Origin of the sequence: Streptomyces kanamyceticus, from assembly GCF_008704495.1 — a bacterium.
GTDB classification, from domain to species: domain Bacteria; phylum Actinomycetota; class Actinomycetes; order Streptomycetales; family Streptomycetaceae; genus Streptomyces; species Streptomyces kanamyceticus.
The window spans coordinates 4,666,789-4,686,334 of record NZ_CP023699.1; the positions used below are offsets into that span (position 1 = coordinate 4,666,789).

Annotated in this window: 18 protein-coding genes; 8 read left to right on the forward strand and 10 right to left on the reverse strand. The window is 71.2% G+C overall.

Annotated elements, in window-relative coordinates:
- From CP970_RS19495 to ssd, 7 genes are all read right to left on the reverse strand, one after another.
- Positions 1 to 435, reverse strand: coding sequence for an Rv3654c family TadE-like protein (locus CP970_RS19495; RefSeq protein WP_224058542.1), 435 nt, complete (start codon positions 433 to 435; stop codon positions 1 to 3).
- Positions 432 to 767, reverse strand: a complete 336-nt coding sequence (locus CP970_RS19500; protein ID WP_055551404.1) for a TadE family type IV pilus minor pilin — start codon at positions 765 to 767, stop codon at positions 432 to 434. Before CP970_RS19500 ends, CP970_RS19495 begins: the two co-directional genes overlap by 4 nt.
- A gap of 61 nt (positions 768 to 828) precedes the next feature.
- Positions 829 to 966 (reverse strand): DUF4244 domain-containing protein, encoded by a 138-nt coding sequence (locus CP970_RS19505; protein ID WP_234362807.1) that lies wholly within the window; start codon positions 964 to 966, stop codon positions 829 to 831.
- A gap of 167 nt (positions 967 to 1,133) precedes the next feature.
- Complete coding sequence (locus tag CP970_RS19510) at positions 1,134 to 1,931, reverse strand: type II secretion system F family protein (RefSeq protein ID WP_150493625.1); 798 nt, start codon at positions 1,929 to 1,931, stop codon at positions 1,134 to 1,136.
- Positions 1,928 to 2,731 (reverse strand): type II secretion system F family protein, encoded by an 804-nt coding sequence (locus CP970_RS19515; protein WP_150494828.1) that lies wholly within the window; start codon positions 2,729 to 2,731, stop codon positions 1,928 to 1,930. The genes CP970_RS19510 and CP970_RS19515 overlap by 4 nt, the downstream gene beginning before the upstream one ends.
- A 50-nt stretch (positions 2,732 to 2,781) precedes the next feature.
- The gene (locus CP970_RS19520; RefSeq protein WP_150493627.1) at positions 2,782 to 3,957 is read right to left on the reverse strand and encodes a TadA family conjugal transfer-associated ATPase; all 1,176 of its coding nucleotides are present in this window, start codon (positions 3,955 to 3,957) and stop codon (positions 2,782 to 2,784) included.
- Entirely contained in the window at positions 3,954 to 5,102 is a 1,149-nt protein-coding gene (ssd, locus tag CP970_RS19525) for a septum site-determining protein Ssd (protein ID WP_107099137.1), read from the reverse strand. The genes CP970_RS19520 and ssd overlap by 4 nt, the downstream gene beginning before the upstream one ends.
- 512 nt (positions 5,103 to 5,614) lie before the next feature.
- Between ssd and CP970_RS19530 the strand changes: the two genes are divergently transcribed.
- Positions 5,615 to 6,439 (forward strand): HAD family hydrolase, encoded by an 825-nt coding sequence (locus CP970_RS19530; protein ID WP_055556308.1) that lies wholly within the window; start codon positions 5,615 to 5,617, stop codon positions 6,437 to 6,439.
- Positions 6,440 to 6,804: 365 nt separating this feature from the next.
- On the opposite strand, the gene CP970_RS19535 is transcribed toward CP970_RS19530, so the two are convergent.
- Positions 6,805 to 7,620 carry a Fic family protein gene (locus tag CP970_RS19535; protein WP_055556310.1) on the reverse strand — a complete coding sequence of 272 codons (816 nt, stop codon included), beginning with the start codon at positions 7,618 to 7,620 and terminating at the stop codon, positions 6,805 to 6,807.
- Positions 7,621 to 7,721: 101 nt separating this feature from the next.
- Between CP970_RS19535 and CP970_RS19540 the strand changes: the two genes are divergently transcribed.
- Positions 7,722 to 8,702: an ATP-binding protein gene (locus tag CP970_RS19540; protein WP_055556313.1), complete on the forward strand. Its 981-nt coding sequence runs from the start codon at positions 7,722 to 7,724 to the stop codon at positions 8,700 to 8,702.
- 41 nt (positions 8,703 to 8,743) lie between these two features.
- Here the strand turns inward: CP970_RS19540 and CP970_RS19545 are convergent, their stop codons facing one another.
- On the reverse strand, positions 8,744 to 10,027 hold the full coding sequence (locus tag CP970_RS19545; RefSeq protein ID WP_150493629.1) for a polysaccharide deacetylase family protein: 1,284 nt from the start codon (positions 10,025 to 10,027) through the stop codon (positions 8,744 to 8,746).
- Between the two features lie 297 nt (positions 10,028 to 10,324).
- On the opposite strand from CP970_RS19545, the gene CP970_RS19550 reads away from it, so the two are divergent.
- The 6 genes from CP970_RS19550 to CP970_RS45005 all read left to right on the forward strand — a co-directional run bounded on the left by CP970_RS19550 (position 10,325) and on the right by CP970_RS45005 (position 18,237).
- A complete protein-coding gene (locus CP970_RS19550) occupies positions 10,325 to 12,655 on the forward strand; it encodes a bifunctional SulP family inorganic anion transporter/carbonic anhydrase (protein WP_055553125.1) in 2,331 nt (776 codons plus the stop codon).
- Between the two features lie 147 nt (positions 12,656 to 12,802).
- On the forward strand, positions 12,803 to 14,761 hold the full coding sequence (acs, locus tag CP970_RS19555; protein WP_055553122.1) for an acetate--CoA ligase: 1,959 nt from the start codon (positions 12,803 to 12,805) through the stop codon (positions 14,759 to 14,761).
- Between the two features lie 237 nt (positions 14,762 to 14,998).
- Positions 14,999 to 16,408 carry a Na+/H+ antiporter NhaA gene (gene nhaA / locus CP970_RS19560; protein WP_079043864.1) on the forward strand — a complete coding sequence of 470 codons (1,410 nt, stop codon included), beginning with the start codon at positions 14,999 to 15,001 and terminating at the stop codon, positions 16,406 to 16,408.
- A gap of 67 nt (positions 16,409 to 16,475) precedes the next feature.
- Entirely contained in the window at positions 16,476 to 16,973 is a 498-nt protein-coding gene (locus tag CP970_RS19565) for a phage holin family protein (protein ID WP_055553118.1), read from the forward strand.
- On the forward strand, positions 16,970 to 17,911 hold the full coding sequence (locus CP970_RS19570; protein WP_055553115.1) for an alpha/beta fold hydrolase: 942 nt from the start codon (positions 16,970 to 16,972) through the stop codon (positions 17,909 to 17,911). The genes CP970_RS19565 and CP970_RS19570 overlap by 4 nt, the downstream gene beginning before the upstream one ends.
- A 119-nt stretch (positions 17,912 to 18,030) precedes the next feature.
- A complete protein-coding gene (locus tag CP970_RS45005; protein WP_079043863.1) occupies positions 18,031 to 18,237 on the forward strand; it encodes a hypothetical protein in 207 nt (68 codons plus the stop codon).
- A gap of 55 nt (positions 18,238 to 18,292) precedes the next feature.
- Here CP970_RS45005 and CP970_RS19580 read toward each other — a convergent pair whose 3' ends face one another.
- Complete coding sequence (locus CP970_RS19580; RefSeq protein WP_055553113.1) at positions 18,293 to 19,498, reverse strand: MarP family serine protease; 1,206 nt, start codon at positions 19,496 to 19,498, stop codon at positions 18,293 to 18,295.
- Between the last annotated feature and the right edge of the window lie 48 nt (positions 19,499 to 19,546).

Here is a 19,546-nt window from a genome sequence, read left to right on the forward strand (position 1 = left end):
TCAGCCACCGCCCGCTCCCGGGCTCACCGGCCCCACGGAGCCGCCCAACTCACCCGGCCCGACAGGCCCCGCAGGCCCCGCAGGCCCCGCAGGCCCCGCCCGAGAGTCCACCTCCGTGGCGAAGGGTCCGGCCTCGGCCGACACCGTGACCGCGGAGACCTGCCCGCGCACGACGCACCGCACCATCCGCGTCGCCTGCGCCTTCGCGACTCTTCCGGCCGCGTCACACGCCCCCTCCCGCCCCTCTCCCCAGCGGTCCGCCGCCGCGAGCGCCGCCAAGTCCGCCGCGCCGCCCGCCCGATGCCGGGCCACGATCACCTGCGACATCGCGAGCACCGCACCGCAGACCACACAGAGCACGGCCATCACGACGACGACCCACACCGTGGCCGCGCCCCGGTCCCGACCAACGCCGCGCCGCCTTCCGCCCCTCACGCACCCACCTCCACCGTCTCCTCCGCCAACGCCACCGCCTCCGACCGCAGGCGCAGCCCGATGCCGAGTGCAGTAGGGCCCGGCGAGTCCGCCGCGACCTCGACGCGCACCAGGTCTCCGTCGCGTCGCACGGACACGGTCGCCCCGCGCGGCGCCGCCTGCCGCGCCGCCGCCACCGCCACGCCCTCCGGGTCCTGCCGGGCCACCGCGCGGGCCCCGGCCCTGGCCGCGTCGACGCACTGGATCTGCGCCGACGCGGCCAGCAACATCCAGACCAGCGCCATCGTGAACAGCACCAGCGTGGGCAGCACCACGGCCGCCTCCGCCGTCACGAATCCCCGGTCCCCGAGCCGCCTCCCGGCACACCACCACCGCTCAGGCCTGCCGGAACTCTCAGAACTGGACATCGAGCGCCTTCTCCACCACCGCTTGCAGCGCCGCCCTGACCTGCCCGCTCGTCACCACCTTGTAGAGCAGCCCGGCGAACCCCACCGCCGCGATCAGCCCCATCGCGTACTCGGAAGTGACCATCCCGGCATCCCCGCCCACCGCACGAGTCCGCCACCACGGCCGCCGCGCCCACACCTGCCGATTCGCCTGCCGACGCGCCTGTCCAACCGCCTGTCCACTCATCTCAACCCCCATGAAGTTCACCCCAGTTGTCGTCTGATCCCTCGATGTCGGCGCTCACCCGACACTCACCCGGCGCTCAGCAGCCCGTCCGCGAGACCGATCACCACCGGCAGCACCCCGACCGCCACGAACGCGGGCAAGAAGCACAGCCCCACGGGCGCCGTCATCAGCACCGCCGCTCTCCGCGCCCCGGCCGTCGCCGTACGTCCCCGATCGGCCCGCGCGTCCGCGGCGACACGCGCCACCGGTTCCGCGGCCGGGGCGCCTGACTCGCCCATCCGCTCCAGGAGCCGCGCCAGCGCCCCGGCGCCAGGTATCGCCCCCAACTGCCGCCACGCCTCTCCTGGTTCGGCGCCGAACCTCAACTCGGCGGCGCCCCGCGCCAGACACGCACCTACCGGCCCCCTCAGCGACTCCCCGACGGCTTGCGCGGCCGCCACAGGGCTCGCCCCAGCGGCGACGCAGGCCGCCAACAGATCCGCCGCCAGAGGCAGTTGCCGCGCCGCCTCCGGGTCATGCCTCTGTCCTGCCGTCCCGGCCTCACGCCCCCGCCGCCAGCGCCACACCCCGTACCCGGCAGCCACCCCCACGAGAAACCCCGGCGCCCCGCCCACCAGGACATATCCCGCACTCACCGCCCCGGACACCGCGAGCCACCCACGCGCCCCGTCCAGCCGCCTCAGCCACCGCACCCGGCCCAGCCCCCGCCGTGCCCGCGCCGGAGGCCTCAACGCCCTCCCCAGCGCCTCCTCGGCCCTCCTCCGCACCGCCCTCTCGCGCCGCGCCGCCGCCACCGTCAGCACCACCCAGACCACGGCCGCCACACCCCACACGACCGCCCCCGGTCCGTGCACACCGCTCATCGCCCCTCCGCCCCTCGTACGATCCGCAGCGCCCACCACACCCCGGCGCCCTCCAGCACTCCGCCCGTCGCCAGGCAGCCAAGGCCCGCTCCCGTGTGCAGCAGCACCCTCAGGGGGTCCGCGCCGAGCGCCGTGCCCATCAGCAGTCCGAGCAGCGGCAGCCCCGCGAGCAGCACGGCCGTCGACCGGGCGCCCGCCAACTGAGCTCGCAGGTCGGCTCGTTGATCACGCTCCGAGCGCAGCGCGGCCTCCAGGCGTTCGAGCCCCGCCGCGAGCCCCGCACCGCGATCCACCGCCACCCGCCAGCACGCCGCGAGCCCGAGCAGCCCCTCGGCGCCTGGCTCCTTCGCCGCGTCCCCCAGCGCCCCGGGAACGTCCCCGCCGAACCGCGCCGCCGCCAACACCCCACTCCGCGCCGCACCACTCCCATCCCGTGCCTCCGCCTCACCGAGCGCCACCCGCAGCGCCTCCCCCGGCTGCCGCCCCGCCCGCACCTCACCCGCGAGCACCCCGCACAGCTCGATCACCGCGGCACCCCGCCGCTCCCGCGCACGCCGCGCCTGCCCGGCCCTCCGCACGCGCCGCGCGAGCGGCACCCCTGCCGCCCCCAGGACCACCGGCACCACCGACTCCCCCAGCAGCGCGAGGCCCAACCCGGCCGCCAGGCACCACCATTCGTGCCGCACCCGCCCCCGCCCGGCCGCGACGGCTCTTCGCCAGGACCAGCCATCCGTCTTCTGCGGCCCTCCGCTCCCGAGCACGACCCGCACCCGTCGGGCCCACGGGTCCCTCGCTCCCATCAGCCAGGCCGCGCTGCCCGCGCACAGGGCAGCAGCCCACGTCGGCGTACTCACAGCGCATCACCCCAAGCCCCGCCCCCGAGGAGCGAGTTCAGCCGCGGCCACCCCGACTCCCTGACGAACGCCCCCTCTCCCCACCGCAGCGCGGGCACGGTGACCACCAGCCCCGAAGCGGCCCGCTCCAGCACGCGCACCTCGGCGATCCTGCGTCGGCCCGCGCGGTCGCGTACGAGATGGATCACCACCGAGAGCGCCGCCGCCAACTGGCTGTGCAGGGCGGCACGGTCGAGCCCCGCGGCCGTACCCAGGGCTTCGAGCCGGGCGGGCACGTCCCCCGCGGCGTTGGCGTGCACCGTGCCGCAGCCGCCCTCATGGCCCGTGTTCAGCGCGGCCAGCAGATGGGTCACCTCCGGGCCCCGCACCTCGCCGACCACCAGCCGGTCGGGCCGCATCCGCAGCGCCTGGCGGACCAGGTCGTCCAGGCCGACGAGACCGACCCCTTCCTGGTTCGCCGGCCTGGCCTCGAGGCGCACCACGTGGGGGTGGTCGGGCCTCAACTCCGCCGAGTCCTCGGCGAGTACGATCCGCTCCTTGGGCCCGACCAGGCCGAGCAGCGCGCTCAGCAACGTCGTCTTGCCGCTGCCCGTGCCCCCGCTGATCAGGAAGGAGAGACGGGCATCGAGCAGGGCCCGCAGCACCCGGTCGCCACCGGGCGGCACCGTCCCCGCCGCGATCAGTTCCGCGAGGGTGAAGGCGCGCGGCCGCACGACCCGCAGCGCGAGGCAGGTCGACCCCACGGCCACCGGCGGCAGGACCGCGTGCAGCCGTGTCCCGTCCGGGAGCCGGGCGTCCACCCAGGGCCTCGCGTCGTCGAGCCGACGGCCCGCCACGGCCGCGAGGCGTTGCGCGAGCCGCCGCACCGCCGCCGCGTCCCGGAAGGTCACCTCGGTGAGCTCCAGGCCGCCGCCCCGGTCCACCCACACCCGGTCGGGCGCGGAGACCAGGACGTCGGTCACCGACTCGTCCGCGAGCAGCGGCTCAAGGGGTCCGGCCCCCACCAGCTCCGAGCGCAACTGCGCGGCCGCTCCGAGGACTTCCGCGTCACCGAGCACCTTGCCCTGCGCCCTGAGCGCTTCCGCCACCCGCGCCGGGGTGGGCTCCGTGCCGCTCTCGGCGAGCCACTGCCTGACCCCGTCCAGCATGCGTGCCCCGACCACCGCGCTCATGCGCCGCCTCCCGCCGTGCTGTCCACCGGAACCCGGTCCCAGAAGGCGGCACAGAACCGCGCCAGCGGTCCGCGCGCGACGCCCCCGGGCGGCACCCCGCCGCACTGCGCGGCCAAGAGCCCTGCCTCCCAGGGGACTTCACCGACCAGCGGCAGCCCGAGCAGCCGCGCGACCTCCTCGGCATCGAACCCGCCGGAAGCGCCGTGCCCACCGATCCCGGCCCCCGCGCCCCCGGCGACGACCACCCGCAGATCGCGCAGCACCATCCCCGCAGCGGACGCCACCCGCCGCGCCCCCGCCACGGCGCGCAGCTCCGCGGGCACCACGAGAAGCCCCAGATCCACCTGGTCCAACGCCTCGGCGACCGCCTCGTCCACGCGGCGCGGCAGGTCCACGACCACCACGCCGCCGCGCCTGCGGGCGGCCGCGACGACCGCTCGTACGGCCTCCGGGGCGACGGCCACCAGGTCGCCCCTGTCCCAGCTCAGCACCCGCAGCGCGTGCAGCTCCGGCAGGGATTCCTCAAGGGCGCCGCCGCCGACCCTGCCCCTGGACGCGGCGAAGGCGGGCCACCGCAGGCCGTCGGCGCTCTCGCCGCCCAGCAGGACGTCGAGGCCACCGCCCAGCGGGTCGGCGTCGACGAGCATCGTGCGCCGCCCGGCCCGCGCCGCCGTGACCGCGAGGGCGCAGGCCAGGGTCGATGCCCCGGCCCCGCCGCGCCCGCCGATGACCCCGACGGTGAGCGCGGGCCTGCCCACGCCCTCGGCCACGTCGGCGATGCGGTCCACGAGCCACTGCTCGCCGTCGGGCAGGACCAGCACGTGGTCGGCGCCGATCTCCACGGCCCGCTGCCAGATCCCGGAATCGTCCTGGTCCCGTCCGACGAGGACGACCCCGCGGCGGCGCGCGGCCCCGCGCACCCGGTCCACCGCGTCGTCCCCGACGAGCACGAGCGGCGCCGAGTCCCAGCCTTCTCTCCCCTTGGGCCCGCCGTGGTGCACCTCGGGCCGTGCCCCCGCGGCGGCGCACAGCCGCAGCAGGTCGTCTAGCAGCTCCACGTCCTCCGTGACGATCAGCGGTCCGCTCTGCCGTCCGTCGGGCGCTGTCGCCCTGTCGTGTGAAATGACTCCACCCACGATCTCCATCCCCCTCTCACCGCAAGCCCTTGTGAATGCCACGTCCCGCAGCCCGCGGAGAACCGGACAAAGCAATCCGGCCATGAACTTCGCGAGTGGAACGGGCGGAATCAGCGTGCAGCGGTCCGGGAAATCGTGTGGATCTTGGTCAATAACTGTGGACAAGGCGGTTGCTGTGAATATCCCCGTCACCCATACCAGTGACATCCCGGCGACTTCCGCAGCGCAGCCTCACGACTACGCACAGTGACGAATTCTGGGCAGAGCAACAGAACGCCGCGAGGGCGATCTGCTGGGCCGGTAGGCCGATTGAGCGATCATCGGAGGGTTGAAAACCCATCCGGACATGCGACGACCCCCGCCGGGGGGGAGAGCGGGGGTCGTCCCCACGGTCCGACTCGGGGGGGGAGGAGCCAGACCGGGTTAGCACGGTCGCGAACGATCCGTGACTTCCATGGTGTACCCGAGAGCCTTCTCAGGCAAACCCACGCGCCTCAGCTTACGCCGAATGGTGGGCGCCTATGCTCGGGCTCGTGGAAAACCACTCCTTGCCTCGCACTGCCGCGTTCTTTGACCTGGACAAGACGGTCATTGCGAAGTCGAGCACGCTCACCTTCAGCAAGTCGTTCTACCAAGGCGGCCTGATCAACCGCAGGGCAGTACTGCGCACCGCGTACGCGCAGTTCGTCTTCCTCGCGGGCGGAGCCGACCACGACCAGATGGAGCGGATGCGCGAGTACCTGTCCGCACTGTGCCGCGGATGGAACGTGCAACAGGTCAAAGAGATCGTCGCGGAGACCCTGCACGACCTGATCGACCCGATCATCTACGACGAGGCCGCGTCCCTCATCGAGGAGCACCACACCGCGGGCCGCGACGTCGTCATCGTCTCCACGTCGGGCGCCGAGGTCGTCGAGCCGATCGGCGAACTCCTCGGCGCGGACCGGGTGGTGGCGACCCGCATGGTGGTCGGCGAGGACGGCTGCTTCACCGGCGAGGTGGAGTACTACGCGTACGGCCCCACCAAGGCCGAGGCCATCAAGGATCTCGCGCGGTCGGAGGGGTACGACCTCGACCGCTGCTTCGCCTACAGCGACTCGGCGACCGACCTGCCGATGCTCCAGTCCGTCGGAAACCCCTTCGCGGTCAATCCGGACCGGGCGCTGCGCAAGGAGGCCCTCGCGCGTGAGTGGCCGATCCTCGACTTCCACCGGCCCGTGCGCCTGAAACAGCGCCTGCCCGCGCCGCCGCGCCCCGCCCTGGTGGCGGCGGCCGCGGTCGGCGCGGCGGCGGCCACGGCGGGGCTCGTCTGGCTCGCCACCCGCCGCCGTGCGGCCGCCGGTTGACCAGGCCGAAACCGCCCGCCCGTTTCATGCCTATTTGAACCTAAAAGTAAAGAAGTGCAGCCAGGACTTCCGCTTACTCCAGGACAGGAGTACAAAGGAGTCAACGGCCCGCGAGACCAAGGACATCCGAGAGGATTACCTTTAAACGCAACCAAGGCCCCACGGACCGAAGCATGAACACCGAGCACCCACGCGACGTCGACCCGTCGATTACGGGCCAGCCGCACCAGGTGACGGGCAACGTCCCGACCTGATGGGCAAACTTCGAGGACGCTTGGTAACCCGGTGGACATGCCAGCGGCGGTACGGATTCCGTACCGCCGCAACCCTTTGTCCGGGCCCTGAGCCGTCCCGCCCGCGCGCCCTTACGCCGCGCCGCGCTGCATCGCCTCACAGACCGCCGTCGACTCCCTGACACCCAGCTCGACCGACGTTCCGCAGTACGCGATCCAGGCCGCCATGCCCTCCGGAGTGCCCGACGCGTAGCCGTCGAGCGCCGCCACGTAGGCCGCCCTGCCCTGCTCCGCGTGCCCGGCCTCAGCCGGGCAGATCGACTTCGGGTCGAGGCCGCTGCCCACCAGGACGATGCGCTCGGCGGCCCGCGCGACCAGGCCGTTGTGCGAACCGAAGGGCCGCAGGCTGAGCAGCTCGCCGTGGACCACGGCGGCCATCACCAGCGCCGGTGCCGAACTGCCCGCGATGATCAGCTGCGACAGGCCCTCCAGGCGGCCCGCCACCTCGTCCGCGTCCGGCAGATCCAGCTCGACCAGCGGTTCGTCGACGGGCTCGCCCGCAAGACGCGGCCGCCCCGCCGTCTCGTCGGCGTCGGCCGCGGCGACCAGGTGCAGGCGCGCGAGGACCCGCAGCGGCGACTGCCGCCAGATGGACAGGAGTTGGCCCGCCTCCGCGGTCAGGCGCAGGGCGGCACCGACGGTGCGGGCCTCGCCGTCGCCGCTGAAGTCGCTGCGTCGACGGACCTCCTCCAGGGCCCACTCCGCTCCGGAGAGCGCCGCGGAGCCGCGCGCTCCGCGCAGCGCCGCCTCGGAGGTGATCTCGTTGCTGCGGCGCCGCATGATCCGGTGTCCGTAGACCCGGTCCACGGCCTTGCGCACGGAGTCCACGGAGTCACCCACGCCGGGCAGCCCGGCCAGGGCTCCGAGCGGGTCAGCTGTCGTACTCATGAGTACGACCCTACGTACTCCAGGGCGCCGCTCCACGAAGGAGTGGTCTTCTTCACGCGGACCGAGTACTACATGTAGCCGACCAGCTACGCTACGTGGTTATGAAAATCGCTTTCGTAGGGAAGGGCGGCAGCGGCAAGACCACGCTGTCCTCGCTCTTCATCCGACATCTCGCCGCCACCGGCGCGCCCGTCATCGCGGTGGACGCCGACATCAACCAGCACCTGGGCCCCGCGCTCGGCCTCGACGAGGCGGAGGCCGCCGAGCTGCCCGCCATGGGCGCGCGCCTGCCCCTCATCAAGGACTACCTGCGGGGCTCCAACCCGCGGATCGCCTCCGCCGACACGATGATCAAGACGACGCCGCCGGGTGAGGGCTCGCGACTGCTGCGGGTGCGCGAGGACAACCCCGTCTACGACGCGTGCGCGCGACAGGTGGAACTCGACGGCGGCGCCGTGCGTTTGATGGTCACCGGGCCGTTCACCGAAGCCGACCTCGGTGTCGCCTGCTACCACTCCAAGACGGGAGCGGTGGAGCTGTGCCTGAACCACCTGGTCGACGGCCGTGACGAGTACGCGGTCGTGGACATGACCGCAGGCTCGGACTCCTTCGCCTCCGGCATGTTCACGCGCTTCGACATGACGTTCCTGGTGGCCGAGCCGACGAAGAAGGGAGTCTCCGTCTATCGCCAGTACAAGGAGTACGCACGGGACTTCGGCGTCGACCTCAAGGTCGTCGGCAACAAGGTGCAGGGCGAGGACGACCTGGACTTCCTGCGCGAGCAGGTGGGCGACGACCTCCTGGTGACCGTCGGCCACTCGGACTGGGTGCGCGCCATGGAGAAGGGCCGCCCGCCCCGCTTCGAGCTCCTGGAGGAGGACAACCAGCGCTCCCTGCGGACGCTTCAGGCCGCCGTCGACGCCACGTACGAGCGAAGGGACTGGGAGCGCTACACCCGCCAGATGGTCCACTTCCACCGGAAGAACGCGCAGAGCTGGGGCAACGAGCGGACGGGTGCCGACCTGGCCGACCAGGTCGACCCCGACTTCGTCCTGCGCGAGCGGATCACCGCCTCGGCGTGAACGCCCGCGCGGGATCGCCGACTTGACGGTGCTTTCGGGCGCTACGGCTTGACCGCCGGGGCGCCCGGGACGCCCTTCGGTGCCGGTGCGGGCCGGGCCGAGAGGAAGGCGGGCCAGCCCTCCTTCGGGGCCTTGCCCACCGGGAGCTTCGTCAGCTTCGCCAGTGTCTTCGGGTCCTGCGCGTCCAGCCAGTCCGAGAGCTGGCGGAAGGAGACACAGCGCACTTCGGGCTTGGTGCAGACCGACTTGATGGTCTCCTCGACGGCCCGCATGTACGTGCCGCCGTTCCAGGACTCGAAGTGGTTGCCGATGATCAGCGGCGCGCGGTTGCCCTGGTAGGCGCGGTCGAAGCCCTGGAGCAGGCCGTCGCGCATCTGGTCGCCCCAGTACTCGTGCTTGGCGGGGTCGCCGTGCGAGGTCGACCCCGACTGGTTGACCATGAAGTTGTAGTCCATGGTCAGCGTCTCGAACTGGCGGCCTGGGACCGGGACGAGCTGCATCGACAGGTCCCAGAGCCCCTCCTTCTTCTTGGGCCACAGCTGGTTGTTGACCCCGCTGGTGTCGTAGCGGAAGCCCAGCTCCCGGGCGGCGCGCATGAAGTTCTTCTGCCCTTCGAGGCAGGGGGTGCGGGCGCCGACCAGTTCCTTGTCGTAGTCGAAGGGCAGCGGCTGCGCCTTCTTCATGCCCGTGTTCGTCTTCCACGCCTTCACAAAGGACTTGGCCTGGTTGATCTCGCTCTTCCAGTCCTCGACCGACCACTCGCCGACGCCACGGCCCGCGCCGCAGAAGTGGCCGTTGAAGTGCGTGCCGACCTCATTGCCCTCGAGCCAGGCGCCGCGGAGCTGGTCCACGGTGTCCTTGATTCCCTTGCGGTCGTTGAAGCCGATGTCCGAACTGCCCGCCAGGTGCTGCGGCGGCTTGTAGAGCTTGCGCTTCGCCTCGGGAAGCATGTACACGCCGCTGAGGAAGTACGTCATCGTGGCGTTGTTGCGCTGGGCGACCTTGCGGAAGTGGGAGAACAGCTTCTGGCTGTCCTCGCCCGCGCCGTCCCAGGAGAAGACCACGAACTGGGGTGGTTTCTGGCCGGGCTTGAGACGTTCGGCTCTCGCCAGGTGCGGCTGCTGGCCGGTGAACGCCGTGGAGCCGTCGCCGATCATGCGGACCGGGGCCTTGGGCGCCGCGGCGCCCGCCGCCTCCTTCGCACCGTGAGCGCCTTCCGCCGCGCCTTCGTCGGCGCCGGTGCCGCCCTCGGCACAGCCTGCCAGTACCGCGACGCACGCCACCAGGACGGTGAGGCTCGCGGCGATCCTCCGGGTGGCGGCCATCTTCCGCCCACCTTCTTTCCATGCAAGTCGGGACAGATCGCCAGCAACTTCGCATGGGGCCTGGAATGTCGTGTTCCGACAAGCCGACCAAAGTTCTTATTCACTCTTTGGGGTGATTGATTACCCTATTTGCACCGAAAATCCATCCGTGACCTTTACTCTGCATTACGGTTCGTTTACCGAGAGTTGAGATATCCCGCCGCTGCACGCCGTGACCCACGGCCGCGACCCGCCCTCCGGTGATCTCCGGAGGACCCCTTGTCCCGCGACCGCGCTGCCCCGGAGGAGACGGGAAACATGTCTGCCTGCGTCCCCACCCGCACCACCGACTCGACCCACACGCCCCGCGCCAACAATCCGCACGCCCCACCGCCCCGCAAGAAGTTCCGCATCGCGGGCGCCGACCTCTCCGCGTCGGTCGCCGTCTTCCTGATCGCACTGCCGCTCTCCCTGGGCATCGCCCTGGCCACCGGCGCCCCGCTCCAGGCGGGCCTCGTCGCCGCCGCCGTCGGCGGCCTGGTCGCCGGACGGATCGGCGGCTCCCCCCTCCAGGTCAGCGGCCCCGCCGCCGGACTCACCGTGGTCACCGCCGACCTCATCCACCGGTACGGATGGCGGACCACCTGCGCCATCACCGTTCTCGCCGGACTCGCCCAACTCGGCCTCGGCTGCCTGCGCGTGGCCCGCACCGCGCTCGCCGTCAGCCCCGCCGTCGTCCACGGCATGCTGGCCGGTATCGGCGTCGCCATCGCCGTCGCCCAGCTGCACATCGTGCTCGGTGGCACCCCGCAGAGCGCCGTGCTCGACAACCTGCGCTCGCTGCCCGCCCAACTCGCCGACCTGCATCCGGCCGCGCTGTCGATCAGCGTCCTCACGCTGGCGATCCTGCTGCTCTGGCCGCGGATTCCCGGGCGCGTGGGCCGCATCACCCGCGTCGTGCCCGCCGCCCTCGTCTCGGTGGCCCTCGCGACCGTCGTCGCCGCGCTCGCCCATCTCCATCTGGACATGGTCAATCTGCCCTCGTGGCGCAGCCACGCCCTCGTGGGGCTGCCCGAAGGGCCCGCGCTCGGGCTCGTCGCGGCCGTCCTCACCATCACCCTCGTGTGCAGCGTGCAGTCGCTGCTCGGCGCCGTCGCCGTCGACAAGCTGCTGTCCAAGCGGCCCGAGCTGAACGCGGGCGTGCGCCGCTCCGACCTCAACCGCGAACTGCTCGGCCAGGGCACCGCCAACATCGTCTCGGGCGCGCTCGGCGGACTGCCCGTCGCCGGGGTCGCCGTGCGCAGTGTGGCCAATGTGCGCGCGGGTGCCGTCAGCAGGAACTCCACGATGCTGCACGGCGTTTGGGTAGTAGTGGCAGCGCTGCTCCTGGTCCCCGTCCTGGAGCTGATCCCCCTCGCCGCCCTCGCCGCCCTCGTCATGGCCGTCGGCATCCAGATGGTCAGCCTGAACCACATCCGCACGATCACCCGCCACCGCGAGATCCTCGTGTACGCCGTCACCACCCTCGGCGTGGTCCTCCTCGGGGTCCTCGAAGGCGTGGGGCTCGGCGTCGCCGTCGCCGTGTGCGTCGCCATGCACCGCCTCGCCCGTACCCGGATCACGCACGAGGAGCAGGAGGGAGTCCACCACGTACGCGTGCGCGGACAGTTGACGTTCCTCGCGGTGCCCCGGCTCAGCAGGACGCTGCACCTGGTGCCGCAAGGGGCCGAGGCCGTCGTGGAGTTGGACGGCTCGTTCATGGACCACGCCGCGTACGAATCGCTGCAGTGCTGGCAGGACGCGCACACCGCGCACGGCGGAAGCGTCGAGGTCACCGGGCGCGCGGGCACCCGGATCGCCGAACCGGCGAGCGGATCACACTCCTGCTGCCGCCCCTGGACGCCCTGGCGCAACCACCACTGCGACCGCCCGCAGGAGGAGGAGCAGCACACGGGACGGCCGAGCGGGCATCAACTGGCCACCGGGATCAGCGCGTTCCAGCGGAACACGGCACCCCATGTGCGCGGCGAGCTCGCCAGGCTCGCGCGTGAGGGGCAGCAGCCCGCGCAGCTCTTCCTGACCTGCGCGGACTCCCGGGTCGTCACCTCGATGATCACGTCGAGCGGTCCCGGTGACCTCTTCGTCGTACGCAATGTGGGCAATCTGGTGCCGCTGCCGGGCGCCGAGAGCGGGGACGACTCGGTGGGGGCCGCGATCGAGTACGCGGTGGATGTGCTCAAGGTGCGGTCCATCACCGTGTGCGGGCACTCCGGGTGCGGTGCGATGCAGGCCCTTCTCACCACCCCGCCCGGGGGCGCCCAGACACCGCTGCGGCGCTGGCTGCGGCACGGGCAGCCGAGCCTGGAGCGGATGGGCGCGCAGGACAGGGCATGGGCGCGGCTGGCCGGGCGCGCGCCTGCCGACGCGGTCGAGCAGCTCTGCCTCACCAACGTGGTGCAGCAACTGGAGCACTTGACGGCGCACGAATCAGTGGCGCGCCGACTTGCCGAAGGTGATCTTGAGCTGCACGGTATGTACTTCCACGTCGGAGAGGCGCAGGCCTATCTCCTCACGGAGGGCACCGGCGCGGAGCAACTCCCCGACGAGGTCTTCGATCAGGTGGCGCCCACAGCACGGGTCAAGGTCTAGATCCTGACCGGTGGACACCTTTCCTGTCCGGTGGACACCTTTTGGGTAAAGGTCTAAACCAATTTTCGGCAGGCCCTTGTCACCACGGGTTGTGTCTGATGAGCTGTGGCTTCGGACACAACGGACACCCTGGGAAAGGGAGATGTCGTGAGCAACGAAAGCCTGGCCAACCTCTTGAAGGAGGAGCGTCGCTTCGCGCCGCCGGCGGAGCTGGCAGCCGCCGCGAACGTCACGGCGGAAGCGTACGAGCAGGCCAAGGCTGACCGGCTCGGCTTCTGGGCCGAGCAGGCACGCCGGCTGACCTGGGCCACGGAGCCGACCGAGACGCTGGACTGGTCGAACCCGCCGTTCGCCAAGTGGTTCGCCGACGGGAAGCTCAACGTCGCGTACAACTGCGTCGACCGCCACGTGGAGGCGGGCAACGGCGAGCGCGTCGCGATCCACTTCGAGGGTGAGCCCGGCGACAGCAGGGCCATCACCTACGCCGAGCTGAAGGACGAGGTCAGCCGGGCGGCCAACGCGCTGACCGAGCTCGGCGTCCAGAAGGGCGACCGGGTCGCCGTCTACCTGCCGATGATCCCCGAGGCGGTCATCGCGATGCTGGCCTGCGCCCGCATCGGCGCCGCCCACTCGGTGGTCTTCGGCGGCTTCTCCGCGGACGCCATCGCCAAGCGCGTCGAGGACGCCGACGCCAAGGTCGTCATCACCTCCGACGGCGGCTACCGCAGAGGCAAGCCGTCCGCGCTCAAGCCCGCCGTGGACGAGGCCGTGACCCGGGTCGACGGGGTCGAGAAGGTCCTCGTCGTCCAGCGCACGAAGCAGGACGTGGCGTGGACCGAGGGCCGCGACGTGTGGTGGCACGAGATCACGCAGCGGCAGTCCACCGAGCACACCCCCGAGGCGTTCGACGCGGAGCACCCGCTCTTCGTCCTCTACACCTCGGGCACCACGGGCAAGCCGAAGGGCATCCTGCACACCTCCGGCGGCTACCTCACGCAGGCGGCCTACACCCACCACGCCGTCTTCGACCTCAAGCCGGAGACCGACGTCTACTGGTGCACGGCCGACATCGGCTGGGTCACCGGGCACTCGTACATCACGTACGGCCCGCTGGCCAACGGCGCGACGCAGGTGATGTACGAGGGCACCCCCGACACCCCCCACCAGGGCCGCTTCTGGGAGATCGTCCAGAAGTACGGGGTCACCATCCTCTACACGGCACCCACGGCGATCCGCACGTTCATGAAGTGGGGCGACGACATCCCCGCCAAGTTCGACCTCAGCAGCCTGCGGGTGCTCGGGTCGGTCGGCGAGCCGATCAACCCCGAGGCGTGGATCTGGTACCGGAAGAACATCGGTGGCGACAAGTGCCCCATCGTGGACACCTGGTGGCAGACCGAGACCGGCGCGATGATGATCTCGCCGCTGCCGGGCGTCACGGAGACCAAGCCGGGCAGCGCCCAGCGCGCCCTGCCGGGCATCTCCGCCACCGTCGTCGACGACGACGCGAACGAGGTGCCGGACGGTGGCGGCGGCTACCTCGTCCTGACCGAGCCGTGGCCGTCGATGCTGCGCACCATCTGGGGCGACGACCAGCGGTTCATCGACACGTACTGGTCGCGTTTCGAGGGCAAGTACTTCGCCGGTGACGGTGCCAAGAAGGACGAGGACGGCGACATCTGGCTGCTCGGCCGGGTGGACGACGTGATGCTCGTCTCCGGGCACAACATCTCCACCACCGAGGTCGAGTCGGCGCTCGTCTCGCACCCGGCGGTCGCCGAGGCGGCGGTCGTGGGCGCGGCGGACGAGACGACGGGACAGGCCATCGTCGCCTTCGTGATCCTGCGGGGCACGGCGAACGCCGAGGACGAGGGGCTCGTCGCGGACCTGCGCAACCACGTGGGCGCCACGCTCGGTCCCATCGCCAAGCCGAAGCGGGTCCTGCCGGTGGCCGAGCTGCCGAAGACCCGGTCCGGCAAGATCATGCGACGCCTGCTGCGGGACGTCGCGGAGAACCGCGAGCTCGGTGATGTCACCACGCTCACGGACTCCTCCGTGATGGACCTGATCCAGACGAAGCTGCCGTCGGCGTCCAGCGAGGACTGACTCCGCGGACGAGAGCCGCGCGGCTGCGCGGCAGTGTGAAGAGGGCCCCCGGCAGCGCGCCGGGGGTCCTCTTTGTGCTTAAAGTGAAGATCACCGGATAGGTCCGCGCGTACGTTAGGTAAGCTAAGGATCGCGTCAACATCGCGACAAGACGATGCGGCGCGAAGTACCTAGGTGCGCCGGGAAGTCTGGTCGGCATGAGCTTTGTCCTGCCTACCCGACCGGAGGTCGACTCTCGTGGCCGCGCCAGCCCCCAGCAGCAACAACAGCAACCGCAAGGTACTCGGACGCCTTTCGCTCCCCGAGCGGAACTTCGTCGCCAACGCGCTGCGCACCGAGACCGTCGGCGGCGTGCTGCTGCTCATCGCCGCGGTCACCGCGCTGATCTGGGCCAACACGGCCGGTGGCTCCTACGAATCCGTACGGAGCTTCCACCTCGGGATCGGCTCGCTCGGCCTCGACCTCTCCATCCAGCACTGGGCGGCCGACGGTCTGCTCGCGGTCTTCTTCTTCGTGGCGGGCATCGAACTCAAGCGCGAACTGGTCGCGGGTGACCTGCGCGACCCGAAGGCCGCCGCGCTCCCCGTCGTCGCCGCGCTCTGCGGCATGGCCGTGCCCGCCCTCGTCTACGTCCTGGCCAACACCGTCGGCGGCGGCTCGATGGACGGCTGGGCGGTGCCGACCGCGACCGACATCGCCTTCGCGCTCGCCGTCCTCGCGGTCATCGGCACCTCGCTGCCGTCCGCGCTGCGCGCCTTCCTGCTCACCCTCGCCGTCGTCGACGACCTCTTCGCGATCCTGATCATCGCGGTGTTCTTCACCAGCGACCTCAACTTCGCGGCGCTCGGCGGCGCCGTCATCGGCCTCGCCGTCTTCTGGCTGCTGCTCAGGAAGCGCGTCCGCGGCTGGTACATCTACGTTCCGCTGGCGCTGGCCATCTGGGGCCTGATGTACAACAGCGGCATCCACGCCACCATCGCGGGCGTCGCCATGGGCCTGATGCTGCGCTGCCACAAGGAGGACGAGAGCGAGGAGCACTCCCCCGGCGAGCACATCGAACATCTCGTACGTCCCCTGTCCGCGGGCCTCGCCGTTCCGCTGTTCGCCCTGTTCAGCGCCGGTGTGGTCGTCTCGGGCGGCGCGCTCGGCGACGTCTTCACCCGGCCGGAGACGCTCGGTGTGGTGCTCGGTCTCGTGGTCGGCAAGGCGGTCGGCATCTTCGGCGGCACCTGGCTCGCGGCCCGCTTCACCAAGGCCGAGCTGAACGAGGACCTGGCCTGGCCCGACGTGTTCGCGGTCGCCTCGCTCGCGGGCATCGGCTTCACCGTCTCGCTGCTGATCGGCGAACTCGCCTTCACCGAGGACCCGCTGCTCACGGACGAGATCAAGGCCGCCGTCCTGATGGGCTCGCTCATCGCGGCCGTGCTCTCCGGAATCCTCCTGAAGATGCGGAACGCCAAGTACCGCAAGCTGTGGGAGGACGAGGAGCGCGACGACGACCTCGACGGCATCCCCGACGTCTACGAACAGGACAAGCCGGACTACCACCTCCGGATGGCCGCCATCTACGAGAAGAAGGCGGCCGAACACCGCAGGCTTGCCGAAGTGTCGGCCGGGGAACGCGAGGATGGCAGCGGTCCGGCATGATCTGAGCAGACACGATCTGAGCAGACACATCTCAGAAGAGATCAGAAGAGAAAAAGGGGAGAACGCGATGAGCTCACCCGACGGCCCCGTCGGCGCCGAGCGCAGCCTCGGCCAGCTGGTTGCCACGGCGACCGGCGAGATGTCCGCGCTGGTGCACGACGAGATCGCACTGGCCAAGGCCCAGCTGCGACAGGACGTCAAGCGCGGCGCGGTGGGCGGCGCCGCGTTCGCCGCGGCGGGCGCGGTCCTGATCTTCTCGCTGCCGATGCTGAGCTTCGCGCTCGCCTACGGCATCCGCACCTGGAGCGGATGGAACATGGCGATCTGCTTCGTCCTTTCCTTCGCCGCCAACGTGCTGGTGGCCGGGCTGCTCGCGCTGATCGGCGTCGTCTTCGCGAAGAAGGCCAAGAAGGGCAAGGGCCCGCAGAAGGTCGCCGCTTCGGCCAAGGAGACGGCTGCCGTACTGGGGAACGTCAAGCCGCATCCCCGCGCGGTGAGCCCTGCGAGTGCCGTCGAGCTTCGAGTCGGTGAGACGGGGGCGACTGTGGCACGCTCGTCCTCATGACGGACCCTGCCGCCCATCCGGCCCAACCGCCCGCCTCGGTCGTACGCGCCGAAGGGCCCTGGACCCACCGGGACGTGGCGGCCAACGGAGCGCGCTTCCACATCGCCGAGATGGGGGACGGGCCGCTGGTCCTCCTCCTGCACGGCTTCCCGCAGTTCTGGTGGAGCTGGCGGCATCAGCTGGTGGCGCTCGCCGACGCGGGCTTCCGGGCCGTCGCCATGGACCTGCGGGGCGTGGGCGGCAGCGACCGCACACCGCGCGGCTACGACCCGGCGAACCTCGCGCTCGACATCACGGGCGTCGTACGGTCCCTCGGTGAGCCCGACGCCGCGCTCGTCGGCCACGACCTGGGCGGATACCTCGCGTGGACGGCGGCCGTGATGCGGCCCAAGCTGGTGCGCCGCCTCGCCGTCTCCTCGATGCCGCACCCGCGGCGCTGGCGCTCGGCGATGCTGTCCGACCGCAGGCAGACCGCCGCGGGGTCGTACGTCTGGGGCTTCCAGCGCCCGTGGCTGCCGGAGCGTCAACTGGTCGCCGACGACGGCGCCCTGGTGGGCCGTCTGGTCCGCGACTGGTCCGGGCCCCGGCTGCCGGACGACGAGACGGTGGAGACCTACCGGCGGGCCATGTGCATCCCCTCGACGGCGCACTGCTCGATCGAGCCGTACCGCTGGATGGTGCGGTCGATGGCCCGGCCGGACGGCATCCAGTTCAACCGCCGCATGAAGCGCCCGGTGCGGGTGCCGACGCTGCATCTGCACGGCTCGCTCGATCCCGTGATGCGGACGAGGAGCGCGGCGGGATCGGGCGAGTACGTCGAAGCTCCGTACCGCTGGCGCCTGTTCGACGGCCTCGGGCACTTTCCGCACGAGGAGGACCCGGTGGCGTTCTCCACGGAGCTGGTGAACTGGCTGAAGGACCCCGAGCCGGATCGCTGACGGCATCCCCTGAGCCGCATGGGAACACCTGTCCTACGAACGCCAATTGCCTGGCGCATAGGCCAATTGGGGCCCCTGTGCGCGGTTACCGACCATGAGGCACGGGCACACGTCGGGGTATGGGCTGGACGCACGACTACAGTGACGTAGCACGCAATCGCCGCTCGGCCACAGCGCTGAACAGCCACGAGAGGGGCGGGCCACAGGATCCGGGCCTTCACGGGCCCCCTCAAGCGGGCATGCCCCAAGAAGGCATGGGCATTCCCCGCATCCTCCGCCGGAGGGCCCGCTGGGTCTCCGCGCGGCTGCGGCACACGCGCGACTGACCCCGGCTCCGGCTCCTCTAGAAGGCTCCTGCTCCGCCAGAGGGCTCCCGCTCCGCTAGAGCGCGCAGCCCTGGCTGTCGACCTCCTGGCTGGCGGTGCGGCCCCGCTCGATGTCCTGGCGCACCTCGTCCGCCGTCAGTGCGTAACCGGTGTCCGGGTCGTCGAGGGACTTCGCGAAGACCACGCCGTAGACCTTGCCGTCGGGCGTGAGCAGCGGGCCGCCGGAGTTGCCCTGGCGGACGGTCGCGTAGAGCGAGTACACGTCTCGGCGCACGGTGCCCCGGTGGTAGATGTCCGGGCCCTTGGCCGTGATGCGACCGCGCACGCGCGCGGGGCGGACGTCGTAGGGGCCGTCCTCGGGGAAGCCCGCGACGATGGCTCCCGCGCCGCTGGTCGCGTCCTTGGACGTGAACTGCAGGGGCGGTGCCTTCAGCGTGGGCACGTCCAGTACGGCGATGTCGCGCTCCCAGTCGTAGAGGACGACCTTCGCGTCGTACGTCTGGTTCGTATCGCCTATCTGGACGGTCGGCTCGTCCACGCCGCCGACCACGTGCGCGTTGGTCATCACGCGGCGGTCGGCGAAGACGAAGCCGGTGCCTTCGAGGACCTTGCCGCAGCCGCGGGCCTCACCGCGGACCTTCACGATGGAACGCTTGGCGGTCTTGGCGACCTCGCTCTTGGCGAGCTTGGGGTCCGGGGGCTGGACGTCCTTGATGGGCTCGTTCGAGAACGGGCTGAAGACCTGCGGGAAGCCGTTCTGCGCGAGGACCGAGGAGAAGTCGGCGAACCAGGTGTCGGCCTGTCCCGGCAGCGCGCGCGAAACACCCAGCAGGACCTTCGAGTTGCGCACTTCCTTGCCGAGCGTCGGCAGCGTCGTGCCCGCGAGGGCCGAGCCGATCAGCCAGGCGACGAGGAGCATCGCCACCACGTTCACCAGGGCGCCGCCCGTGGCGTCCAGGGCGCGGGCGGGCTGCCAGGTGATGTATCTGCGCAGCTTGTTGCCGAGGTGGGTGGTGAAGGCCTGACCGATCGAGGCGCAGACGATCACGATGACGACGGCCACCACCGCCGCGGTCGTACTCACCGCGGCCGCGTCGTCGTCCGTGAGCGCGTCCCAGACGATCGGCAGCAGATAGACGGCGACGAGGCCGCCGCCGAGGAATCCGATCACCGAGAGGATGCCGACCACGAAGCCCTGGCGATAGCCCACGACCGCGAACCACACGGCCGCGAGCAGCAGCAGGACGTCCAGCACGTTCACCGATTCAATCCTCGCCTCGCATCGCGGCCGCCAACTCCCCGCAACCTT

Excerpts from the sequence above, each read along its gene's own strand:
- CP970_RS19565 (WP_055553118.1), top strand. The coding sequence starts at position 16,476 with ATGAGCTCACCCGACGGCCCCGTCGGCGCCGAGCGCAGCCTCGGCCAG.
- CP970_RS19550 (WP_055553125.1), top strand. The coding sequence starts at position 10,325 with ATGTCTGCCTGCGTCCCCACCCGCACCACCGACTCGACCCACACGCCC.
- CP970_RS19510 (WP_150493625.1), bottom strand. The coding sequence starts at position 1,931 with ATGAGCGGTGTGCACGGACCGGGGGCGGTCGTGTGGGGTGTGGCGGCC.
- CP970_RS19545 (WP_150493629.1), bottom strand. The coding sequence starts at position 10,027 with ATGGCCGCCACCCGGAGGATCGCCGCGAGCCTCACCGTCCTGGTGGCG.
- CP970_RS19540 (WP_055556313.1), top strand. The coding sequence starts at position 7,722 with ATGAAAATCGCTTTCGTAGGGAAGGGCGGCAGCGGCAAGACCACGCTG.
- CP970_RS19535 (WP_055556310.1), bottom strand. The coding sequence starts at position 7,620 with ATGAGTACGACAGCTGACCCGCTCGGAGCCCTGGCCGGGCTGCCCGGC.
- ssd (WP_107099137.1), bottom strand. The coding sequence starts at position 5,102 with ATGGAGATCGTGGGTGGAGTCATTTCACACGACAGGGCGACAGCGCCC.
- CP970_RS19570 (WP_055553115.1), top strand. The coding sequence starts at position 16,970 with ATGACGGACCCTGCCGCCCATCCGGCCCAACCGCCCGCCTCGGTCGTA.
- CP970_RS19515 (WP_150494828.1), bottom strand. The coding sequence starts at position 2,731 with ATGGGAGCGAGGGACCCGTGGGCCCGACGGGTGCGGGTCGTGCTCGGG.
- CP970_RS19505 (WP_234362807.1), bottom strand. The coding sequence starts at position 966 with ATGGTCACTTCCGAGTACGCGATGGGGCTGATCGCGGCGGTGGGGTTC.
- CP970_RS45005 (WP_079043863.1), top strand. The coding sequence starts at position 18,031 with ATGGGCTGGACGCACGACTACAGTGACGTAGCACGCAATCGCCGCTCG.
- CP970_RS19520 (WP_150493627.1), bottom strand. The coding sequence starts at position 3,957 with ATGAGCGCGGTGGTCGGGGCACGCATGCTGGACGGGGTCAGGCAGTGG.
- CP970_RS19530 (WP_055556308.1), top strand. The coding sequence starts at position 5,615 with ATGCTCGGGCTCGTGGAAAACCACTCCTTGCCTCGCACTGCCGCGTTC.